The organism is Arthrobacter crystallopoietes (assembly GCF_002849715.1).
Taxonomy (GTDB): Bacteria; Actinomycetota; Actinomycetes; order Actinomycetales; family Micrococcaceae; genus Crystallibacter; species Crystallibacter crystallopoietes.
On the sequence record NZ_CP018863.1, the window covers coordinates 591525 to 609903 of the forward strand.

Annotated in this window: 18 protein-coding genes; 11 read left to right on the top strand and 7 right to left on the bottom strand. The window is 64.7% G+C overall.

Annotated elements, in window-relative coordinates; all coding sequences use genetic code 11:
- Window positions 1-23: 23 nt before the first annotated feature.
- Window positions 24-965 (top strand): tRNA (guanosine(46)-N7)-methyltransferase TrmB, encoded by a 942-nt coding sequence (gene trmB, locus AC20117_RS02835; protein ID WP_083339761.1) that lies wholly within the window; start codon window positions 24-26, stop codon window positions 963-965.
- Between the two features lie 25 nt (window positions 966-990).
- Here the strand turns inward: trmB and AC20117_RS02840 are convergent, their stop codons facing one another.
- Complete coding sequence (locus AC20117_RS02840; protein WP_074701071.1) at window positions 991-1650, bottom strand: zf-HC2 domain-containing protein; 660 nt, start codon at window positions 1648-1650, stop codon at window positions 991-993.
- The gene (locus tag AC20117_RS02845; RefSeq protein ID WP_074701070.1) at window positions 1647-2138 is read right to left on the bottom strand and encodes a sigma-70 family RNA polymerase sigma factor; all 492 of its coding nucleotides are present in this window, start codon (window positions 2136-2138) and stop codon (window positions 1647-1649) included. Before AC20117_RS02845 ends, AC20117_RS02840 begins: the two co-directional genes overlap by 4 nt.
- A gap of 208 nt (window positions 2139-2346) precedes the next feature.
- On the opposite strand from AC20117_RS02845, the gene AC20117_RS02850 reads away from it, so the two are divergent.
- Window positions 2347-2892: a COG4315 family predicted lipoprotein gene (locus AC20117_RS02850; protein WP_074701069.1), complete on the top strand. Its 546-nt coding sequence runs from the start codon at window positions 2347-2349 to the stop codon at window positions 2890-2892.
- Window positions 2893-3222: 330 nt separating this feature from the next.
- Complete coding sequence (locus AC20117_RS24270; protein WP_418202251.1) at window positions 3223-3519, top strand: UPF0758 domain-containing protein; 297 nt, start codon at window positions 3223-3225, stop codon at window positions 3517-3519.
- Here the strand turns inward: AC20117_RS24270 and AC20117_RS02860 are convergent.
- The 5 genes from AC20117_RS02860 to AC20117_RS02880 form a co-directional block, all read right to left on the bottom strand.
- The gene (locus AC20117_RS02860; protein WP_074701068.1) at window positions 3449-3874 is read right to left on the bottom strand and encodes a heat shock protein transcriptional repressor HspR; all 426 of its coding nucleotides are present in this window, start codon (window positions 3872-3874) and stop codon (window positions 3449-3451) included. The two genes, AC20117_RS24270 and AC20117_RS02860, sit on opposite strands and share 71 nt — an antisense overlap.
- Before the next feature lie 20 nt (window positions 3875-3894).
- On the bottom strand, window positions 3895-4872 hold the full coding sequence (locus AC20117_RS02865; RefSeq protein WP_074701067.1) for a DnaJ C-terminal domain-containing protein: 978 nt from the start codon (window positions 4870-4872) through the stop codon (window positions 3895-3897).
- A 94-nt stretch (window positions 4873-4966) separates the two neighbouring features.
- A complete protein-coding gene (locus AC20117_RS02870) occupies window positions 4967-5638 on the bottom strand; it encodes a nucleotide exchange factor GrpE (RefSeq protein ID WP_074701066.1) in 672 nt (223 codons plus the stop codon).
- Between the two features lie 2 nt (window positions 5639-5640).
- A complete protein-coding gene (dnaK, locus tag AC20117_RS02875) occupies window positions 5641-7518 on the bottom strand; it encodes a molecular chaperone DnaK (protein WP_074701065.1) in 1878 nt (625 codons plus the stop codon).
- Between the two features lie 255 nt (window positions 7519-7773).
- Window positions 7774-9906 carry an MMPL family transporter gene (locus AC20117_RS02880; RefSeq protein ID WP_101632510.1) on the bottom strand — a complete coding sequence of 711 codons (2133 nt, stop codon included), beginning with the start codon at window positions 9904-9906 and terminating at the stop codon, window positions 7774-7776.
- A 125-nt stretch (window positions 9907-10031) separates the two neighbouring features.
- Between AC20117_RS02880 and AC20117_RS02885 the strand changes: the two genes are divergently transcribed.
- From AC20117_RS02885 to AC20117_RS02920, 8 genes are all read left to right on the top strand, one after another.
- Window positions 10032-10601, top strand: a complete 570-nt coding sequence (locus AC20117_RS02885) for a DapH/DapD/GlmU-related protein (protein WP_074701064.1) — start codon at window positions 10032-10034, stop codon at window positions 10599-10601.
- Window positions 10602-10682: 81 nt separating this feature from the next.
- Window positions 10683-11489 carry a class I SAM-dependent methyltransferase gene (locus tag AC20117_RS02890; RefSeq protein WP_074701063.1) on the top strand — a complete coding sequence of 269 codons (807 nt, stop codon included), beginning with the start codon at window positions 10683-10685 and terminating at the stop codon, window positions 11487-11489.
- A gap of 12 nt (window positions 11490-11501) precedes the next feature.
- Complete coding sequence (locus AC20117_RS02895; RefSeq protein ID WP_074701062.1) at window positions 11502-13085, top strand: phytoene desaturase family protein; 1584 nt, start codon at window positions 11502-11504, stop codon at window positions 13083-13085.
- Between the two features lie 205 nt (window positions 13086-13290).
- Window positions 13291-13911 (top strand): LysE family transporter, encoded by a 621-nt coding sequence (locus tag AC20117_RS02900; RefSeq protein WP_074701061.1) that lies wholly within the window; start codon window positions 13291-13293, stop codon window positions 13909-13911.
- A gap of 14 nt (window positions 13912-13925) precedes the next feature.
- Window positions 13926-14423 carry a low molecular weight protein-tyrosine-phosphatase gene (locus tag AC20117_RS02905; protein ID WP_074701060.1) on the top strand — a complete coding sequence of 166 codons (498 nt, stop codon included), beginning with the start codon at window positions 13926-13928 and terminating at the stop codon, window positions 14421-14423.
- Window positions 14410-16455, top strand: coding sequence for an aminodeoxychorismate synthase component I (gene pabB / locus AC20117_RS02910; protein ID WP_236777425.1), 2046 nt, complete (start codon window positions 14410-14412; stop codon window positions 16453-16455). The genes AC20117_RS02905 and pabB overlap by 14 nt, the downstream gene beginning before the upstream one ends.
- A gap of 138 nt (window positions 16456-16593) precedes the next feature.
- The gene (locus AC20117_RS02915) at window positions 16594-17193 is read left to right on the top strand and encodes a TetR/AcrR family transcriptional regulator (RefSeq protein WP_074701058.1); all 600 of its coding nucleotides are present in this window, start codon (window positions 16594-16596) and stop codon (window positions 17191-17193) included.
- Complete coding sequence (locus AC20117_RS02920) at window positions 17190-18365, top strand: FAD-dependent oxidoreductase (protein ID WP_074701057.1); 1176 nt, start codon at window positions 17190-17192, stop codon at window positions 18363-18365. The genes AC20117_RS02915 and AC20117_RS02920 overlap by 4 nt, the downstream gene beginning before the upstream one ends.
- Window positions 18366-18379 lie beyond the last annotated feature (14 nt).

The window sequence follows — 18379 nt, forward strand, 5'->3', positions numbered from 1 at the left end:
CGACCACGGCTATTCTGAAGGAGATGACTCACGAGACCAGTTCTTCCCACACACCTTCGTCCGGCGGCACGGGCAACGCCGACGGCGACACCGAAACCGCGCATGCAGCGGAGCCATTCCTGACCCGCACGGTCAGCTTTGTCCGCCGCGGCAACCGGCTGCAGGGACGCCGGCAGCAGGCCTGGAACGACTATGCGGAAAAGTACGTGATCGACGTCCCCCGGGACAAAACCGACACGTCCGTGCATCCGGACTTCGTCCTCGACGCGCACGCCGCTTTCGACCGTGAAGCACCGCTCGTCGTCGAAATCGGTTCCGGACTGGGCGAAGCCGTCTGCCATGCCGCCGAGCAGGACCCCGCGCGCAACTTCCTGGCGCTGGAGGTCTACAAGCCCGGACTGGCGCAAACGCTGCTCCGCGTCGGGCAGAAGGGTCTGCGCAACGTCCGGGTGGTCCAGGCCAACGCGCCGGAGGTGCTCGCCACCATGCTCCCGGCCGGTTCGGTCAGCGAATTGTGGGTCTTTTTCCCGGACCCGTGGCACAAGACGCGCCATCACAAGCGCCGCCTCGTACAGGAAAGCTTTGCCGGTCTGGCGGCGCGCGTATTGGAGCCGGGGGGCTTGTGGCGGCTGGCCACGGACTGGTCTTCCTATGCAATCCAGATGCGCGACGTGGCCGATGCCTCAGAGGACTTTGACAACGTCCACGCCGGCGAACGTTCAGGCGCAGACAGTCCGCTGACCAAGGTCTGGGAAAGCGGCGTCGAAAAAGTGGTCGGCGGTGCGCCTGTCCGCGAGGGCAAGCTGCCGGTCAGCACCGGCAACGCAAGCGAAGGTGAAGGCATGGACGACATCGGCGGTTGGGCACCGCGGTTCGAGGGCCGGGCGCTGACCAGCTTCGAGCAGAAGGCGCATGAGGCGGGCCGGGAGATTTTCGATCTGGCCTACCGCCGCAAGCAGCGGTAGGCGCTGGCGGCAGGGCACCGGGCGTTCAATCGCGCGTGACTACCGAGGCGACCGGGACAGCGGCGTCATTCTTGATCTCGACCCTGACGATGTCTTCGGTTCCGACGTCGGTAGCTGCCGTGAGCCGTGCCCGGCCCGCGGGCGTTGCCTTCCACGTGGCCACCTGGCGGGCCTTGCCCGTGGAATCGGTGACCCAGAGGGAGAGTACACCGCTGTCAGGCAACTGTTCGCCGTCCACAGCCAGCTCTGTGCCCCACCGCTTGTACACCAAGTCCAGATCCACTTGGAGACCGCGGGAGGAAGCCATCGTATAGCTGTCCATTTCCTGCTCCGGCGCCGTGACCACCGGCCCCACGACCGCACCGATGACCAGCGATGCCGCGGCGACGGCGGCAACCAAGCCAGCCACCCGGCGTCGTGCTTTGCGGCGGCGCACCACCAATTCGTTCAGCAGCCGCTTGGTATTCTGCTCGATTTCTTCGACGGGCGGTTCCGCCAGCTCCAGCGCCTCGTCCCGCGGCACAGCGTCCAGCATGCCCGGGAGGCTCTCCAGCTCGGCGGCTTCCTGCCGGCAGACCGGACAATCATTGAGGTGCGCTTCGAAGGCCCGGGCCTCATCCCGCCGGAGACCGCCGAGGATGTAAAGGCCGAGCAGTTCCCGCAGCTGCTCATGGTCGCCTTTCATCGCTTGACTCCCATCTCATCGAGTACAGACCGTAGCGCTTTCACACCGTAAAAGGCGCGCGATTTAACCGTCCCCAGCGGCAGGTGCAGTTCCTCGGCTGCTTCAGCGGCGGTCAACCGCTGGTAATGCAGCGCCAGAATGACGTTCCTGTGGTCCACGCTGAGCCGTGTCAGGGCTTCCTCCATAATCACTTTGAGCAACAGCCGGTCCACTTGATCGGCCGTTGCCAGCTCTTCTTCCGGCATGTTCGTTACCTGCGCCCTGCTGCTGCGGCGCCGGTAGTTGTCGATAATGACGTGCCGCGCGGTCCGGTACAGGTACCCGCGCATGTTCTCAACCTCCGGGCCCAGTTTCCAGACACGCAGGATCGTCTCCTGCACCACGTCATCGGCCTGGTCCGGGTCTGAAGTGGCGGCCAGCACGAATCGTCTCAGTGCCGCCGCATGGTCGCGGTACAACTGCGCGACCGCTTCTTCTTCCATCGACATCGATGTTCCTCCTGACCGCACAGCCCGGGTTCCGGAGCCATCCGCAATCAGGAAGACGTGCCCAACAGCGGAAAGGTTCACCGGCTAGGAAGAAGAACATCCCCCAGGCGTTGAACCATTTTCGCCCGGCAGTACGTCTTTGCCAATAGCGGCCCGCAACCGGCGGGCCGGGACCGAGCGCAGCCCGGTTGATCGTTAGGAATTCCTCATGAAAATCAAACTCAGTGGTGCTGCTGCCCTTATGACCGCAGCCCTTCTCGGCCTCACCGGATGCGGAGGCGGCGACGAATCAGGCACGGAAGCCCCGCCGCCGGCCGAAGAAACAACCGCCATGCCCGAGACCACCGAATCGGCACCGGGCGGGGCAAGTGCCCCGGCCTCCGGTGAAGCCGGGGCGATGGCTGGTTCCCAGCTCATGACTGCCGAAACCGATCTCGGCGAGATTGTGGTCGATGGCGAGGGAATGACCGTCTACTACTTCACCAAGGACGAAAAAGGCTCTGGTGTCAGCAACTGCACCGGCGACTGCCTGGTCGCGTGGCCACCTGTCTTGACCGAAGGCGATGCCCCGGAAGTTGAAGGCATCACCGCGGAAGTCGGCACCATCGACACCCCTGACGGCAAGAAGCAGGTGACCATCGACGGCATGCCGATCTACTACTGGCAGAACGACAAGGCACCGGGAGACGTCGACGGCCAAGGCGTCAACGACGTCTGGTACGTAGTGGCCCCGGACGGCCAAATGATCCGCTGAAAGACTGGCGGAGGGTCCGCCGCGCGGGTGGACGAGGCCAACAGGCCTGGAGTATCGATCCGCGCGGGGCTCTCCGCCTGTCTGGCGTCCCCGGGCATCACTGTTACTGCGCCATGACTGCCAGTGAACGTGCTGCCAGGTGGTTCATTACGGCCGGGCCCCATCTCCACAGGGGCCGTTCCACACCTGCCGTGTCCACATTGCCTCGGCGCCGCCTTCGGATCAGTCCTGTCTGCACCTACTGTTGGCCGCATGAAGACAAGTCACAGGAACCATCGCGCGATTGCGCAGATGCAGGCGGAAGACCGGCCCAGGGAGCGCATGGCCCGGATGGGAATCCGCAGGTTGAGGGATGCGGAGGTGCTGGCGCTGGTCATCGGCTCCGGGACGAGGGAAGCCAGCAGCGTGGAACTGGCACAGTCAATCCTGAAAAGGCTCGGCGGTCCGGGCGGGCTGCAACTCGCCGACCCCGGGGAACTTCAGGAGGTGCCAGGGGTCGGCGCTGCGCTGGCGGCCAGGATCGCCGGCGCCATGGAACTGGCGCGGCGGGCAGCCATCAGGAGTGCGGACGCCAGACCACCAAGGCCTGGCTCCGCGGCCGCGGACGCTTCCCGCGGGCCAGCGTGACCACGTCGCCGGCCAGCCCGGCGGCGAACACCCGGCTGGTTTCCGTTCCGCTCTGCCGGCGCGTGCCTTCGAGCTCGGCAGTCAGTTCCTGCACCCGGGATCGCAGGGCGTTCACCTGGTTCTCCAGTTCCAGGATCCGCTTGATGCCCTCCAGCGATACGCCTTCCTGCGATAACCGCTGGACCTCACGCAAAGTGTCCACGTCGCGTTGAGAATAGCGGCGCTGGCGGCCGCGCTGGCGGGAGGGCGAGACGAGTCCCAGCCGGTCGTACTGGCGCAGGGTCTGCGGATGCATCTCTGCGAGTTCGGCCGCTACGGAGATCACAAAAATAGGGGCGTTGCGGTCAATACCCATTGCTTTCTCCATTCTTCCGGCTACAGCCTGGCCTTAGCCGCCAGGTTCTCACGCGGGTTTGCACCCGAAGTGGCCGCAGCGAAGGCCTTGACTGCTTCCTGAGCTTCCTTGTTCAGGTTCTGCGGAACAACGACGTCGATAGTCACCAGCAGATCCCCCGTAGCCTTGGACGTGTTCACGCCCCGGCCTTTCACGCGCAGGGTCCGTCCGGACGGAGTTCCGGCAGGTACCTTCACCTTAACCGTTTCGCCGTTCAGGGTGGGTACTTCGATCTGCGCGCCGAGCGCCGCCTCGTCGAAGGATACGGGGACATGGATCCGGATATTGTCCCCGTCACGGGTAAAGAAACTGTGCGGCTGGACATTCACGGTCACCATCAGATCGCCGTTACCGGCAGGGCCTGGCTGGCCCTTTCCACGGACGCGGACCTTCTGGCCGTCCTTGATACCCGCAGGAATCCGGACCTCGATGACCTCGCCGGAGGGCTCGCGCAACCCGATGGTGGTCCCCTTGATGGAACCGGCGAACGAAATACTGGTTGATGCGGTCCGGTCCGCACCCTTGCGCGGGGGTGCCTGCGGAGGCTGGAAGCCGCCGCCGAAGCCGCCACCAAAGAGGTCGGCGAACTCGGGCGGAATATTGCCGTTACCGAACCCGCCGGATGAACGCCCGCGCGTGCTCTGGCCGAACATACTGCCGAAAATGTCCTCGAATCCGCCGCCGCCCGGCGCGCCTGCCCCGCTGGCCGTAAAGCGGGCCCCGCTGCCCATCGCCCGGATGGCGTCGTATTGCTGGCGCTCCTCCGGATCGGAGAGCACCGAATACGCTTCGGAGACGTCCTTAAACATCTTTTCAGCCGCGGCGTCGGAGGAGTTGGTGTCCGGATGGTACTTCCGGGCAAGTTTGCGGTAGGCCTTCTTGATGTCGGCGTCCGACGCGTCCTTGGAGACACCAAGGATCTTGTAGAAGTCCTTCTCGACCCAATCCTGGCTAGCCATTCAGGCGCCTCCCTTCACGTAGTTCAAAGTCTATGGTGGCCAAGAGCCCATGAGAGCCGGGGACGCCTTACGACGTCCCCGGCTTCATACGGTGCTACTCGGCCGGTACAGCCACAATCACCTGGGCAGCACGCAGGACGCGCTCCCCGGCCTTGTACCCGGTCCGCAGGATCTGGCTGACTGAATCAACCTGGACATCTGCGCTTTGCTGCTGCATCAGCGCTTCGTGGACGTTCGGGTCAAACTCCACGTCCGTCTCGGAGATTGGCTCCAGTCCGTAGACCTTCAAGACGTTTTCCAGCTTCGTCGCGATAGCGGCGAAGGGTCCGTCCTCGAGGTCTCCGTGCTGGCGTGCGGCGTCGATGTCGTCGAGTACCGGAAGCAGCGAGTTGAGGACGCCAACGATGGCCATCTGGCCAGCCACCGCGCGGTCCCGCTCCACACGCTTGCGGTAATTCACGTACTCCGCCTGAAGGCGCAGCAGGTCATTCCTCAACTCGGCGGCCTGTTCCGAATCCACGCCCTGGGCCACCGACTCCCCTGCGGGGACGTCGGTGCTGTTCAGGATCGCCTCGGCCTGGGACAGTGCATCTCCGTCAACACCCTCGGCTGCGGGTGCCTCCGCGGCGGCAGCCTCATCGGCTGCCTCCGCATCGGCAGGTGCTTCCTGGCCACGGACCTTGCCCGTCTCCGGGTCAATCTTGCGGTTGTCGCGGAAGCTCACCGGCTCTGACTCGTGCTCGTGCTCGTTACCGTGGTTGGCCATAGTTACTTCTTCTCTTCGTCTTCGTCGACAACTTCGGCGTCGACAATGTCCTCGTCCGCTTTGCCCGAGCCCTCGCCCGCGGCACCCTCTGCTCCGGGTGCGCCTTCGCCGGCTGCGCCCGAGGCCTGGGCCTGCGAGTAGATGGCCTCGCCGAGCTTCGTCTGGGAAGCCTGCAGCTTCTCGAACGCGGACTTCACCTCGTCGTCGTTGTCCTGCTTCTCCAGGGCGGCCTTCAGGGCGTCGACGTCTGTCTTGACCTCGGTCTTGACTTCTTCGGGCAGCTTGTCGTCGTTGTCGGCGAGCAGCTTGTCCACCGAGTAGGCCAACTGCTCGGCCGAGTTGCGGACATCGGCGGCCTCGCGGCGCTTCTTGTCCTCGGCGGCGTGCTCTTCGGCCTCGCGGACCATGCGGTCGATGTCATCCTTGGACAGTGCGGTACCGCCCGTGATGGTCATCGACTGCTCGGCGCCGGTGCCCTTGTCCTTGGCGGACACGTGCACAATGCCGTTGGCGTCGATGTCGAAGGTGACCTCGACCTGGGGCACGCCGCGCGGAGCCGGGGCGATGCCGGTCAGCTCGAAGGTGCCCAGCGGCTTGTTGTCTCGGGTGAACTCGCGCTCGCCCTGGAAGACCTGAATGGCCACGGACGGCTGGTTGTCATCCGCGGTGGTGAAGGTCTCGCTCCGTTTGGTCGGGATGGCCGTATTGCGCTCGATCAGCTTGGTCATTACGCCGCCCTTGGTTTCAATACCCAGGGAAAGCGGGGTGACGTCAATGAGCAGCACGTCCTTGCGCTCACCCTTCAGCACGCCGGCCTGCAGGGCAGCGCCCACGGCGACGACCTCATCCGGGTTCACACCCTTGTTGGGCTCCTTGCCGCCGGCCATTTCCTTGACCAGGTCGACCACGGCCGGCATACGGGTGGAGCCACCGACCAGAACGATGTGGTCGATGTCGCCGACCTTGATGCCTGCTTCCTTGATGACGTCGTGGAACGGCTTCTTGGTGCGGTCCAGCAGGTCCTTGGTCAGTTCCTGGAACTTGGCACGGCTGAGGTGCTCGTCCAGGTGGACCGGACCCTCGGGAGTGACCGAGAGGTACTGCAGCGAGATGTTGGTGGAGGAAGCCGAGGACAGTTCCTTCTTGGCCTGCTCGGCAGCTTCCTTCAGACGCTGCAGGGCAATCTTGTCCTTGGAGAGGTCAGCGCCCTTGGACTTGGCCTGCTGGAGCAGGAAGTCCACAACGCGCTGATCCCAGTCGTCGCCGCCAAGGCGGTTGTCGCCCGAGGTGGCACGGACCTGGATGGTGGAGAAGTCATCTTCGTCCTTGCCGACTTCCAGCAGGGAGACGTCGAAGGTGCCGCCGCCGAGGTCGAAGACCAGGATGAGTTCGTCTTCCTTGCCCTTATCGAGGCCGTAGGCCAGTGCTGCAGCCGTCGGCTCGTTGACGATACGCAGGACGTTCAGGCCGGCAATTTCACCGGCCTCCTTGGTGGACTGGCGCTCCGCGTCGTTGAAGTATGCCGGCACGGTGATCACAGCGTCGGTGACCTTCTCGCCCAGGTAGGACTCGGCGTCGTGCTTGAGCTTCTGCAGCACGCGGGCAGAGATTTCCTGCGCGGTGTAGTTCTTGCCGTCGACCTCGACCTTCCAGTCGGTGCCCATGTGGCGCTTGACCGAGGCGATAGTGCGCTCGATGTTGTTGACGGCCTGGCGCTTGGCGATTTCGCCGACAAGAACCTCGCCGGACTTGGAGAATGCCACGACCGACGGGGTGGTGCGGCCACCCTCGGCGTTGGCGATAACGGTGGGCTCGCCACCTTCCAGCACGGAAACCACGGAGTTGGTGGTACCGAGGTCAATACCTACTGCACGAGACATACGCTTGTCCTTTCTTGATGAACCGAGACCGGCCCGAAATAGCGGTTCCGCCGCCGACTGGATCCCTGAGGATCCGAACCCGCGGAGCCCTGGCATTGCAGGGCCTGAACCATATTGAGCGTTCTGCACTCAAGTTTACTCAGACTCGAAAGGATGTCAATTCAACCTGAGCCAATCCGACTCAAGTTTGGCTCGTGCGGTCAAGCAGACCAGTTCACAATAAATGCCGCCATGGCGCGGCCTTGTGCCTAAAACTCAGACATTGGCATCGACCGTCTCAGCCGCGGATTCAGCACTCGGCGAAGTCCGTGAGAGCTTGCTTGGCCACCAGATGCGCCGCCCCAGATCGTACGACAGCGCGGGTACCAGCAGCGAGCGCACCAGCACCGTATCCAGCAGGACTCCGAAGGCCACAATGAACGCCAACTGCCCCAGGAACAGGATCGGGATGACGCCCAGAGCGGCGAAAGTCGCTGCCAGGACGATGCCGGCCGAGGTGATGACACCACCGGTGGCCCCCAGTCCGCGCAGGATCCCGGGGCGCGTCCCGAGTCTCAGCGACTCTTCCCGCACCCGGGTCATGAGGAAAATGTTGTAATCCACGCCGAGCGCCACCAGGAAGACAAAACCGTAGAGGGGCACGGAAGCGTCGGCGCCAGGGAAACCGAAGATGTGGTTGAACACCAGCGCGGAGACGCCAAGTGCCGTCAGGTAGGACAGGGCAACACTCAGGATCAGCAGCACCGGCGCCACCACGGCCCGCAGGAGCAGCATCAGGATGACCAGGATGACCAGCAGCACGATAGGGGTGATCTTGAGCAGGTCGGCCTGGGCGGTCACGTTGGTATCCAGTGCGACGGCGGTGACCCCGCCTACCAGCACGGATTCATCCACGGCGTCCAGATCCGCACGGAGATCGGCAATATCGTTCTCCGCGCCTTCCGAGTCCGCGGCCTTTTCCAGCGTGGCGTTGATCATCACGCGCCCGTCCAGCTCAACAACTTCGCCGTCTTCGCTGAAGAAACCGGCTTCGGCAACACCGGCATGTCCGCGCACGGCGTTGAGCACATCGTCCCGCACCGAGCTGTCCGCCACGACCACGGCCGGAGACCCGGATCCGGCGTCGAAATGGCGGGCCAGCGCCTCCTGCCCGTCCGCCGAGTCCGTCTGCACCATCACCAGTTCGGACTGCGGAACACCGTGTGCCTGCAACTGCAGGACGCCCAGGGAGCCCGCCACGAGGACCAGCAGCGAGACGAGCCACGTGGCGCGCGGACGCTTGGCAATCAGTCTGGCTACCAGGCGCCAGGTACCGCGCAGGCCCTCGGCGCCAGCCGGCACCGTTCCGATTTCCGCACGGTGCGCGTGATGTCCGGGACGCGGAACAATCGGCCAAAAGGCAGCGCGGCCGAAGATCACCAGCAGGGCCGGCAGCAGGGAGAGTGCGGCCAGGACGGAGAAAACGATCCCGATGGCGGCGATGGGACCGAGGCTGCGGTTGGAGTTCAGATCCGAGAACAACAGGCACAGCAGCGCCAGGACCACCGTGGCTCCGGACGCCGCAATCGGCTCCAGCGAGCCTCTGTACGCAATCTTCATCGCAGCCCATTTGGAGTCCCGCTCCCCCAGCGCCTCGCGGAAACGGGAAACCAACAGGAGCGCATAATCCGTGGCGGCGCCGATCACCAGGATGAACAGGATGCCTTGGCTCTGCCCGCTCAGCTGGATCCATCCCATCAGCGCGAACCAATAAATCACCAAGATGGCAGCACAAAGGGCGAAGACGGAAGTCAGCAGGACCAGGAAAGGCAGCAGCAGCGCCCGGTAGACGATCAGGAGAATGACGAAGACCGCCAGCAGCGCGACTCCGAGCAGCAGGCCGTCGATCCCGGCGAAGGCCTCAACCAGATCGGCGATGAATCCTGCCGGTCCGGTGACATAAGCGGTGGCCTCCGCAGGCAGTTCAGCCTGGAGCACGGTCCTCAGTTCCTCAACCGCGTCCCCCGTATCCCCCGCGATCGGGACAATGAACTCGATCGCTTCGAAGTCTGCTGCAGGAATCGGGCCGGCGACCTGGCTCTCCGACGCCGCGGTCACGCCTGCCGCCTCGGCGAGCTTGTCAGCCAACGGGACATAGCTCCGCAGCTCCTGAGGCTCGATCGCCTGGTCGAACTCAATAACGACGACGGCGGGCACGGCGTCGGAATCGAGGAACCTTTCCTGCCACTCGCCGGCCTCCGTGGACTCCGCGCTTTGCGGCAGGAACCCGGCCTGATCATTGGTGGAAACGTCCGAAAGTTTGCCAAAAGTAGGCCCCCCAGCGCCCGCCGCGGCGAGCCAAACGAGGACGATCAACACAGGGAACAAGGTTCTAAGCCAGCGCTTCATACGTTCTTTCGAGGGGAGAAAAAGTTCTCTCCACTATAAACTATTTCCATCATCGAGACAGTTGTTTCTTCCCCACCTGGCTCTCCGGCGGGGCTTGCCGCCCGAGCTTTGATAGAAAGGAGAGCATGGAACTCGATGACCTCCTTGAGGCACTGAACGCCGGACAGACCATCACCGGGGATTCGCCGTTCCACAAGGTGATGCACCGGACCAGCCAGGACGCCCTGCGCATCACCGGTGAACTCAATGGCAGCTATCAGGAACCGGCACACGTACGCGAACTGTTGGCCCAGTTGACCGGAAAGCCGGTGCACGAATCTGTGACGGTTTTCCCTCCCCTCTACTCCGATTTCGGGAAGAACATCACCCTTGGGGAACGGATCTTCATCAATTCCGGATGCAGGTTCCAGGACCAGGGCGGCGTGGTCATCGGGGACGACTGCCTGATCGGGCATAACACGGTGTTTGCCACGCTCAACCATGACCTCACGCCAAGCCGCCGCGCGGACATGCACCCGGCCCCCATCGTCGTCGGCCGCAATGTTTGGATCGGCTCCAACGCCACCATTCTGCCGGGCGTGACCATCGGCGATGATGCCGTCGTAGCGGCCGCATCCGTGGTTACAAAGGACGTACCGGCAAAGGCGATTGTTGTGGGCTCGCCTGCACGCGTGGTGCGCTCGGTTCCCAACTGAACCGCGGCCCGGCGACACCTTGCGCAACAGAACGGGCACGTCGCTGTCTCGAGGAGGCCGATTCAGAGTAGTCTGCCCACTATGAAGGATGAGGTGTACTCCCACGGCCACCATCAGAGCGTTGTCAACGCACACGCAGTCCGCACTGCCGAGGACTGCGCAGCCTACCTGCTCCCCCATCTCAAGCCCGGCCTGAAACTGCTCGACGTCGGCTGCGGCCCGGGCAGTATCACCGCGGACCTGGCCGAGCTGGTAGCCCCGGGCGAGGTCATCGGGCTTGACCGCTCGGACGATGTACTCACGCAGGCTGCCGAGCTGGCCGCACTGCGGGGGCTGGAGAACGCCACCTTCCTCAGCGGCAACATCTACGACCTTGATTACGACGACGACACGTTCGACGTGGTCCACGCCCACCAAGTCCTCCAGCACCTGACGGATCCGGTTGCCGCCCTGTACGAGATGCGCCGCGTCACCAAACCCGGCGGACTTGTGGCCGTGCGGGACGCTGACTTCCACGGCATGAGCTGGTTCCCGCAATTACCGGAGCTGGATGACTGGATGGACACCTACCAGCAGATCGCCCGCGGTAACCATGCGGAGCCGAACGCCGGCAGGCATCTGATTTCCTGGGCCATGGCCGCCGGGTTCCGAGACATCACGCCGTCCTCGTCCAACTGGCTCTACGCAACGGACGAGCAGCGCGCCTGGCAGGGCAACGTCTGGTCGGAGCGGGTGCTGCATTCGGCCTACGCGGAACAAGCGCTTGAACGCGGCATCACCGACCAGGCAGGTCTGGATCGCATCGCGCAGGGCTGGCGCGAATGGGCGATGGCCGCGGACGGCTGGTTCCTGATTCCCAATGGCGAAATCCTGGCCCGCAAACCGTAAGGGAGCAGCCACATGGCCGGGCAGCCGCCGCAGCACGAGCATTTCGACGTCGTGATCGTCGGCGGGGGCCACAACGGACTGGTCGCCGCAGCCTACCTGGCCCAGGCAGGCCGGTCCGTGCTGATCCTTGAGCGGCAGGACCATCTGGGCGGCGCAGCCGTGTCCAAGGAAGTCTTCCCCGGCACCGGCGCCAAGCTCTCCCGCTATTCCTACCTGGTCAGCCTGTTTCCGCAGCAGATCATTTCGGATCTGGGCCTGGACCTGCAGCTGATCCGCCGCCGCTACTCCTCCTACACGCCCCTGCCGGATACAGACCGCGGACTACTGGTGGACAACCAGGACGGCCAGGCCACACGGGAGTCTTTTGAATCCGTCGGGACCGTTGCGGATTTCACCGCTTTCAACGACTTCCACCGCCGCACCGGGCAGCTGGCACGGACCTTGTGGCCCACGGTGACGCAACCGCTACGCCGCCGCAGCGAGATCCGGCAGTTTGTCGCGGACAGCCAGCTCTGGTCGGATGTCTTTGAGCGTCCCATCGGCGAGGTGCTCGAACGCACTTTTTCTTCCGACCTGGTGCGCGGCACTGTACTGACCGATGCGCTGATCAGCACCTTCGCCGGCGCGCACGACGCGAACCTGCAGCAGAACAAGTGCTTTCTCTACCACGTCATCGGCGGCGGCACCGGAGACTGGGACGTTCCGCGCGGAGGTATGGGAGCGGTCTCCGGAGCCTTGGAGCAAGCGGCGCGTGCCGCCGGGGCGCGGTTCCGCACGTTGTGCGAAGTCACGTCCGTCAGTCCCGAGGCAGTGGTGATGTACGACGGCGGCGGGCAGACCGGCGTCGTCGTCTCCGCTAACTTTGTGCTCGCCAACGTTGCGCCGGCGGTGCTGCACCGGCTGCTGGGCGACGAGCCGGACAATTCCCTCCCCGCACCTGAAGGTGCGCAGGCAAAGGTCAACCTGCTGCTGGCCCGGCTGCCAAAGCTGCTTGACCCGCAGCTTGCGCCGGAGGCGGCGTTCGGCGGGACTTTCCATATCAATGAGCTGTATTCGCAGCTCGAGGCTGCCCATGCGGCGGCCGCCGCAGGTAACGTCCCTGACCCGCTGCCGGCCGAGATCTACTGCCACACGCTCTCTGATCCGTCTATTCTGCCGGAGCAGCTGCGCGCTACCGGCGCACACACCCTGACCGTCTTCACTCTGCAGACCCCGCACCGGCTGCTGACGGCGGGGAACAACAGCAGGATGCGCCAGCAACTGCAGGACGCGGTCCTGGCTTCGCTCAACTCCGTCCTCGCCGAACCGATCGAGGACTGCCTGCTCCGAGACGCCGACGGCCGACTGTGCATCGAAACCAAGACCACAATAGATCTGGAAGCCACCCTGAACATGCCGGGCGGCAACATTTTCCACGGCCCCTTATCTTGGCCTTTCTCGGAAGACGATGATCCGCTGGACACCCCTGCCCGCCGCTGGGGCGTGGGCACTGATCATTCCCGCATCCTGCTCTGCGGTGCCGGCACCCGCAGAGGCGGCGGCGTCAGCGGGCTCGGCGGCCACAACGCGGCCATGGCGGTACTCGACCAGGGCTAACGTCCAGCCACTTTTCCTGCACAGCAGCCGGGCACTGCCAATCAATCAACATCACCGCGCCGGCAGCTTACGACCTGCACCCGCCGCGCCTAGCCTCCTTGTAGGAATGGGATTCACGGTCATCACCGCGGATACTGCGCTGCACGACTTCGAGCTGCTTCAGGCAGTATGGTGAAGGGTGGCCTGCGGCGCGTAATATCATCTGGTGCAGATTTCCCTGTGGCTGGCGTTGGTAGGCGCCGGCACCGTCATCAGTTTCACCCCGGGTGCGGGTGCCATCAACACCATGAGCAATGCCCTCAACGCAGGCTTCCGCCGTTCCCTGTGGGGCATCCTCGGGCAACAAGCGGCACTGATTATCCACATCCTCATTGTGGCCCTCGGCGTTGGCTTGCTCGTGGCCAGTTCCCCGACAGCTTTCTACGTCATCAAGTACGCCGGCGCGGCCTACCTCGTCTATCTGGGCATCCGGCAGCTGCTGGCCAAACCCTCGGCCGACCAGGAACTCATCCAGGCCCAACGGAACGAGCCCGCGTGGTCGATGTTCCGGCGCGGCCTGTGGGTCAATCTGCTCAATCCGAAGGCGATCGTGTTCTTTCTGGCCTTCATGCCCGGCTTCATCCGCCCCGAGCAGCCCCTGGCCCCGCAGTACGTTGTCCTGGCCGGCACCATTGTCATCATCGACATCCTGGTCATGTGGTTCTTCTTTGCTGCAGCAGCGCGTTCCTTCCACCGGTTCACCAGAACCGAACGCGGCCAGCGCATGCTCGGTTACGTTTTTGGTGTCCTCTTCATCGGTGTCGGTCTGCTGCTGGCGTTCTTCTGACTAGACTCGTGGCTATGTACCGGATAATCACTGTCTGCACAGGCAATATCTGCCGCTCCCCTATGGCCCAGTACATCCTTACCAAGGCCTTCGAAGATGCCGGCCTGTCCGACGAGGTGTCCGTCGACTCGGCAGGCACTACCGGATGGGAGACCGGCCGTCCCATCGATGAGCGCGCCGCCGCCCGCCTCAAACAAGCCGACCTGCTCACCGCAGACCATCGCGCCCGGCAGTTCGAGCCTGCCTGGTACGCGGACCGGGACCTGATCCTGGCCCTGGACGTGGACCACTATGAACAGCTGCGTGGCGACGCTCCGGACGATGGCGCCCGGAACAAGGTCCGCATGCTTCGCGCCTTCGATCCCAAAGTCGCGGACCACGGGCCTGCCGAACAGGGAATCTACGACCCGTGGTTCGGCGACGAAGCCGACTTCGATGTCAGCTGGAACCTGATCAGTGCAGCGGTGCCGGGCATTGTGGAACATGTCAGGGCGCAGCTTGCCACCCACTGACAAACCGGTCATCATCGCCGTGGACGGACGCTCCGGGGCGGGGAAGACCACTTTGGCGGTGGAACTGGCCGCCCTCCTGCGTGAGCACCACAGCGTTACGTTGTTCCATCTGGAAGACATCTATCCGGGCTGGCACGGCCTGGCCGACGGGCAGCAGCGCTACCTGGAAACGGTGCTGCAGCCGCTTGCCCGCGGCGAGCGCGCAACCTGGACGGCATGGGACTGGGAGCAGAACGACGACGGCGAGCGCCGTTCCACGGAACCTGCCGAGATCGTGGTGGTGGAAGGGGTTGGTGCTGCCCATACCGCCGCACGGGAACTCACCGACGTCGTTATCTGGATCCAGGCCGAAGCGGTGGATCGCCGGGTCCGGGCTATTGCCCGCGACGGTGCCGGCTACGAGCCGTTCTGGGATGTTTGGGCGGCGCAGGAAGAAGCCTGGCTCGACGGCGACGACGTCCCCAGCGCCGCAGACCTGCTGGTCCACGGGCAAACCGGCGCCACCGCTGCTGCTGGCGTGCTGAAGGCCCTGGCCTCGCTCCCGCAACTGGACGCGCTGCTCTCGGTGGAGCGTTCCCACGGTGTTGCTCCTCAACTGCTGACCGAGCGGATTGATGCCCTGCCCGACGGAGCTGCCCTCTTCGGTGCGCTTTATGCCGCTTCGGACCGCGCGGTTTGGCTGGACAGCTCCAATGCCGGAGCCACGGCGGTGCCGGACCGCAACGAATACAGCATCATGGCCGACGACGCCGGGGCCTTCGGCCGCTATGCCGAACATCGCTCGGGCATCACTTCGGTGGCCGACGGTGCTGTCACCACCCGGATCCGCTCGCCCTTCTTCCGCTGGCTGGATGGAGTGTGGGGCACTCCCGCTGTCACCGACCCGGTTGAGGTTCCCGGCGGATTCGCCTTGGGCTGGCTGGGGTATCTGGGCTATGAGCTCAAGCGTGAATGCGGTGGCAGCGACGTCGCGGCCGCCACTCCCGACGCGGCCTTGATCTATGCCGGCCGCGGTATCGTGCTCGACCACGCCCGCAGGTGCACCTATCTTCTGGCATTGGCCGGCGAGGCATCCCGAGACGAAGCCCGCGACTGGTTCGCCCTGGCCCGGGCCGCGATCGGATCTGTGGCGGGGGCCGGAGACCTTTCCGGTCCCGAAGCCGCCGGGTACGTTCCGGCGGCTTCCAGCGGCCCGGCCTTCAAGGTGCGGGACGGCAAGGATCAGTACCTGCTCAAGGTCCGCCAGGCGCAGGCGGAAATCCATGTCGGCAACTCCTACGAAATCTGCCTGACCACCGAGCTGTCCGCCACGGCAGCCGCTGGGTCGGATCCGCTGGAAACATATCTGTCCCTGCGCCGTCGTAATCCCGCACCGTTCGCCAACTACCTGCGCTTCGGCAGTTTGACCGTCGCGAGTACCTCGCCGGAGCGGTTCATGAGCTTGGCCGCCAATGGCGCTCTGCGCGCCGAACCGATCAAGGGTACCCGGCGTCGGGTCGCGGATCCGGCGGCGGACGCGGCCCTGAAGGCAGAGCTGGCAACCAGCCTCAAGGACCGCGCCGAGAACATCATGATCGTGGATCTGCTGCGCAATGACCTGAGCCACTTTGCCGTGCCCGGTTCGCTGCGGGTCAGCCGCTTATGCGCGATCGAAAGCTATGCCACGGTGCACCAGATGGTTTCCACGATTGACGCGAGCCTGCGTCCGGACGCGTCCCGTGCGGAGGCCGTTGCTGCGGCGTTCCCCGCCGGTTCGATGACCGGCGCCCCGAAAATCAGCACGATGGACATCCTGGACCGGCTGGAGTCCGGCGCGCGCGGCGTCTATTCGGGGGCGGTAGGCTACTTCTCGCTCAACGGTGCCGCCGACCTGTCCGTGGTGATCCGGACCCTCGTCCGGCAGGGAGACAAGCTGACGTTGGGCGTCGGCGGTGCCATCACGGCCGACTCCGATCCGGAAGCCGAATGGGACGAGGTCCGGGCCAAAGCCTTCGGCGTGCTCTCGGCGCTCGGCAGCGTCTTTCCCGACTAAGCCGGCGCGACGCGCGCACCGGCCCCGCGACGCCTTCTGCAAAGAAACCTGCTGCAGGTCTGTTTTTTGGACAGTGGCGCGTGGTAGACCGGAATCGAAGTATTTGGACGAGCGTCCAAAAGATTCGAGGTCATTGCAATGACAACCACCCATGAGAAAACTGCCAAGGGCACCCGGACGCGGGACCGGATGCTGGAGTCCGCCGTCGTACTAATCCCGCAGCTGGGCTGGTCAGCGGTCACGGCCCGCGCCCTCGCCGGGCATGCAGGTGTGCGCCCGGGCATCATCCACTACCATTTCGACTCTTTGGAAGCCCTGCTCGCCGAAGCGGCCGTGGGCGCAGTCCGTGAGGCGCTCGAGTATCCGAGCCGCCAGCTGGAGTCCGGTATCAGTCTTGATGAAGGACTGCGCATGTTCCTCGCCGCGCTGGACGGGTTCGCGCCCGACGAGCCCGTCAATCTGCTGTTCATCGAAACGTTTCTGGCGGCGGCGCGCGGCGGGGTGCTGCGGGATGAACTGGCGCAAGTGCTACTGGATTTCCGCGGCCGCACCGCCCGTTGGCTGGAGCGTGTGGATTTCGACGGCGACGCCGACGCCGCGGCTGCCGTTCTGGCTGCCGCGATCGACGGGCTGATGCTGCACCGGGCGCTTGACCCCGGACTCACTGCCGACGTCGCGTTCCCTGTACTGCGCAGGGCCCTGGGCGCTACTGCTGCAACGGAAGGAAGTTCACCATGAAAGCCATTATCTGCGGTGCCGGCATCACCGGTTTATCCGCCGCCAATTTCCTCAGCGCTAACGGCTGGGACGTCACCCTGGTGGAACGCTCAGCCGGGCCGCGGCCCGAAGGCTACATGATTGATTTCTTCGGCTCCGGTTGGCAGGCGGCCACCCACATGGGCGTTATCGACAGAATCCGTGAAGTGGGATACGACGTCAACCGGATCGACTACGTGGACAGCAACGGCCGAAGCACGGCCCATCTGGGCTACGAGAGCTTCACGAAGGTGGTCGGCGACCGGCTGCGCAGCATCCTGCGCCCCGATCTGGAACAGGCCATCCGCGAAGTGCTGCCGGACTCGGTGGAGCTGCTCTATTCCACCACGATCACCTCGATCCACGACTCCTCCGCCGCCGCGACCGCATCCGGCGGGAAGGTGGACGTGGAACTCTCGGACGGCCGGCGGCTCACCGCCGACCTGCTGATCGGGGCCGACGGGATCCACTCGGACGTCCGCAGCATGGTCTTCGGGCCTGAGGCCGACTACTTCAAATTCCTGGGGTTCCACGTCGGCGCGTATTCCTTCCGCGACAACCGGGTCAAGGACATACTGGCCAACCGTTATGCCATTACGGACACCTGCGGCGAGGCCATGTTCTTCTACCGGTTGCGGGACGGCAGCATTTCGGCACTGGGCGTGCACCGCACCGACAGGCGGGAGCGCCCGGACGATATCCAGCAGGAGTTCCGCGAGCGCTACCGGTCCCTGGGCTGGCTGTGTCCGCTGGCGTTGGAGCATTGTCCCAAATCCTTCTACTACGACCAGGTGGCGCAGATCCGGATGCCGTGCTGGCGCCGAGGCAGGGTGGTGCTGCTGGGAGATGCCGCTACGGCAGTCTCGCTGCTGGCCGGCCAGGGCGCGTCGCTGGGTATGGCCGGCGCCTACGTGCTCGCCGACGAACTGGCCAAACATGCGCAGGTTCCCGATGCCCTTGCCGCCTTCGAGGCACGCTGGCGCCCGCAGGTCGCCGAGCAGCAGAAGGCCGGGGTGTCCGCCGCCAAGTGGTTTGTTCCCGCGGACCGCCGAGCCCTGCTCATGCGGCGGCTCTCGATGCGGCTGATCAAGGTCCCGGGCGTCAGCAGGCTGGTCAGCGGCGCCGTCGTCGGTAAAATCGGGGCTGCGCTCTGAGCACCCCGTCCGGC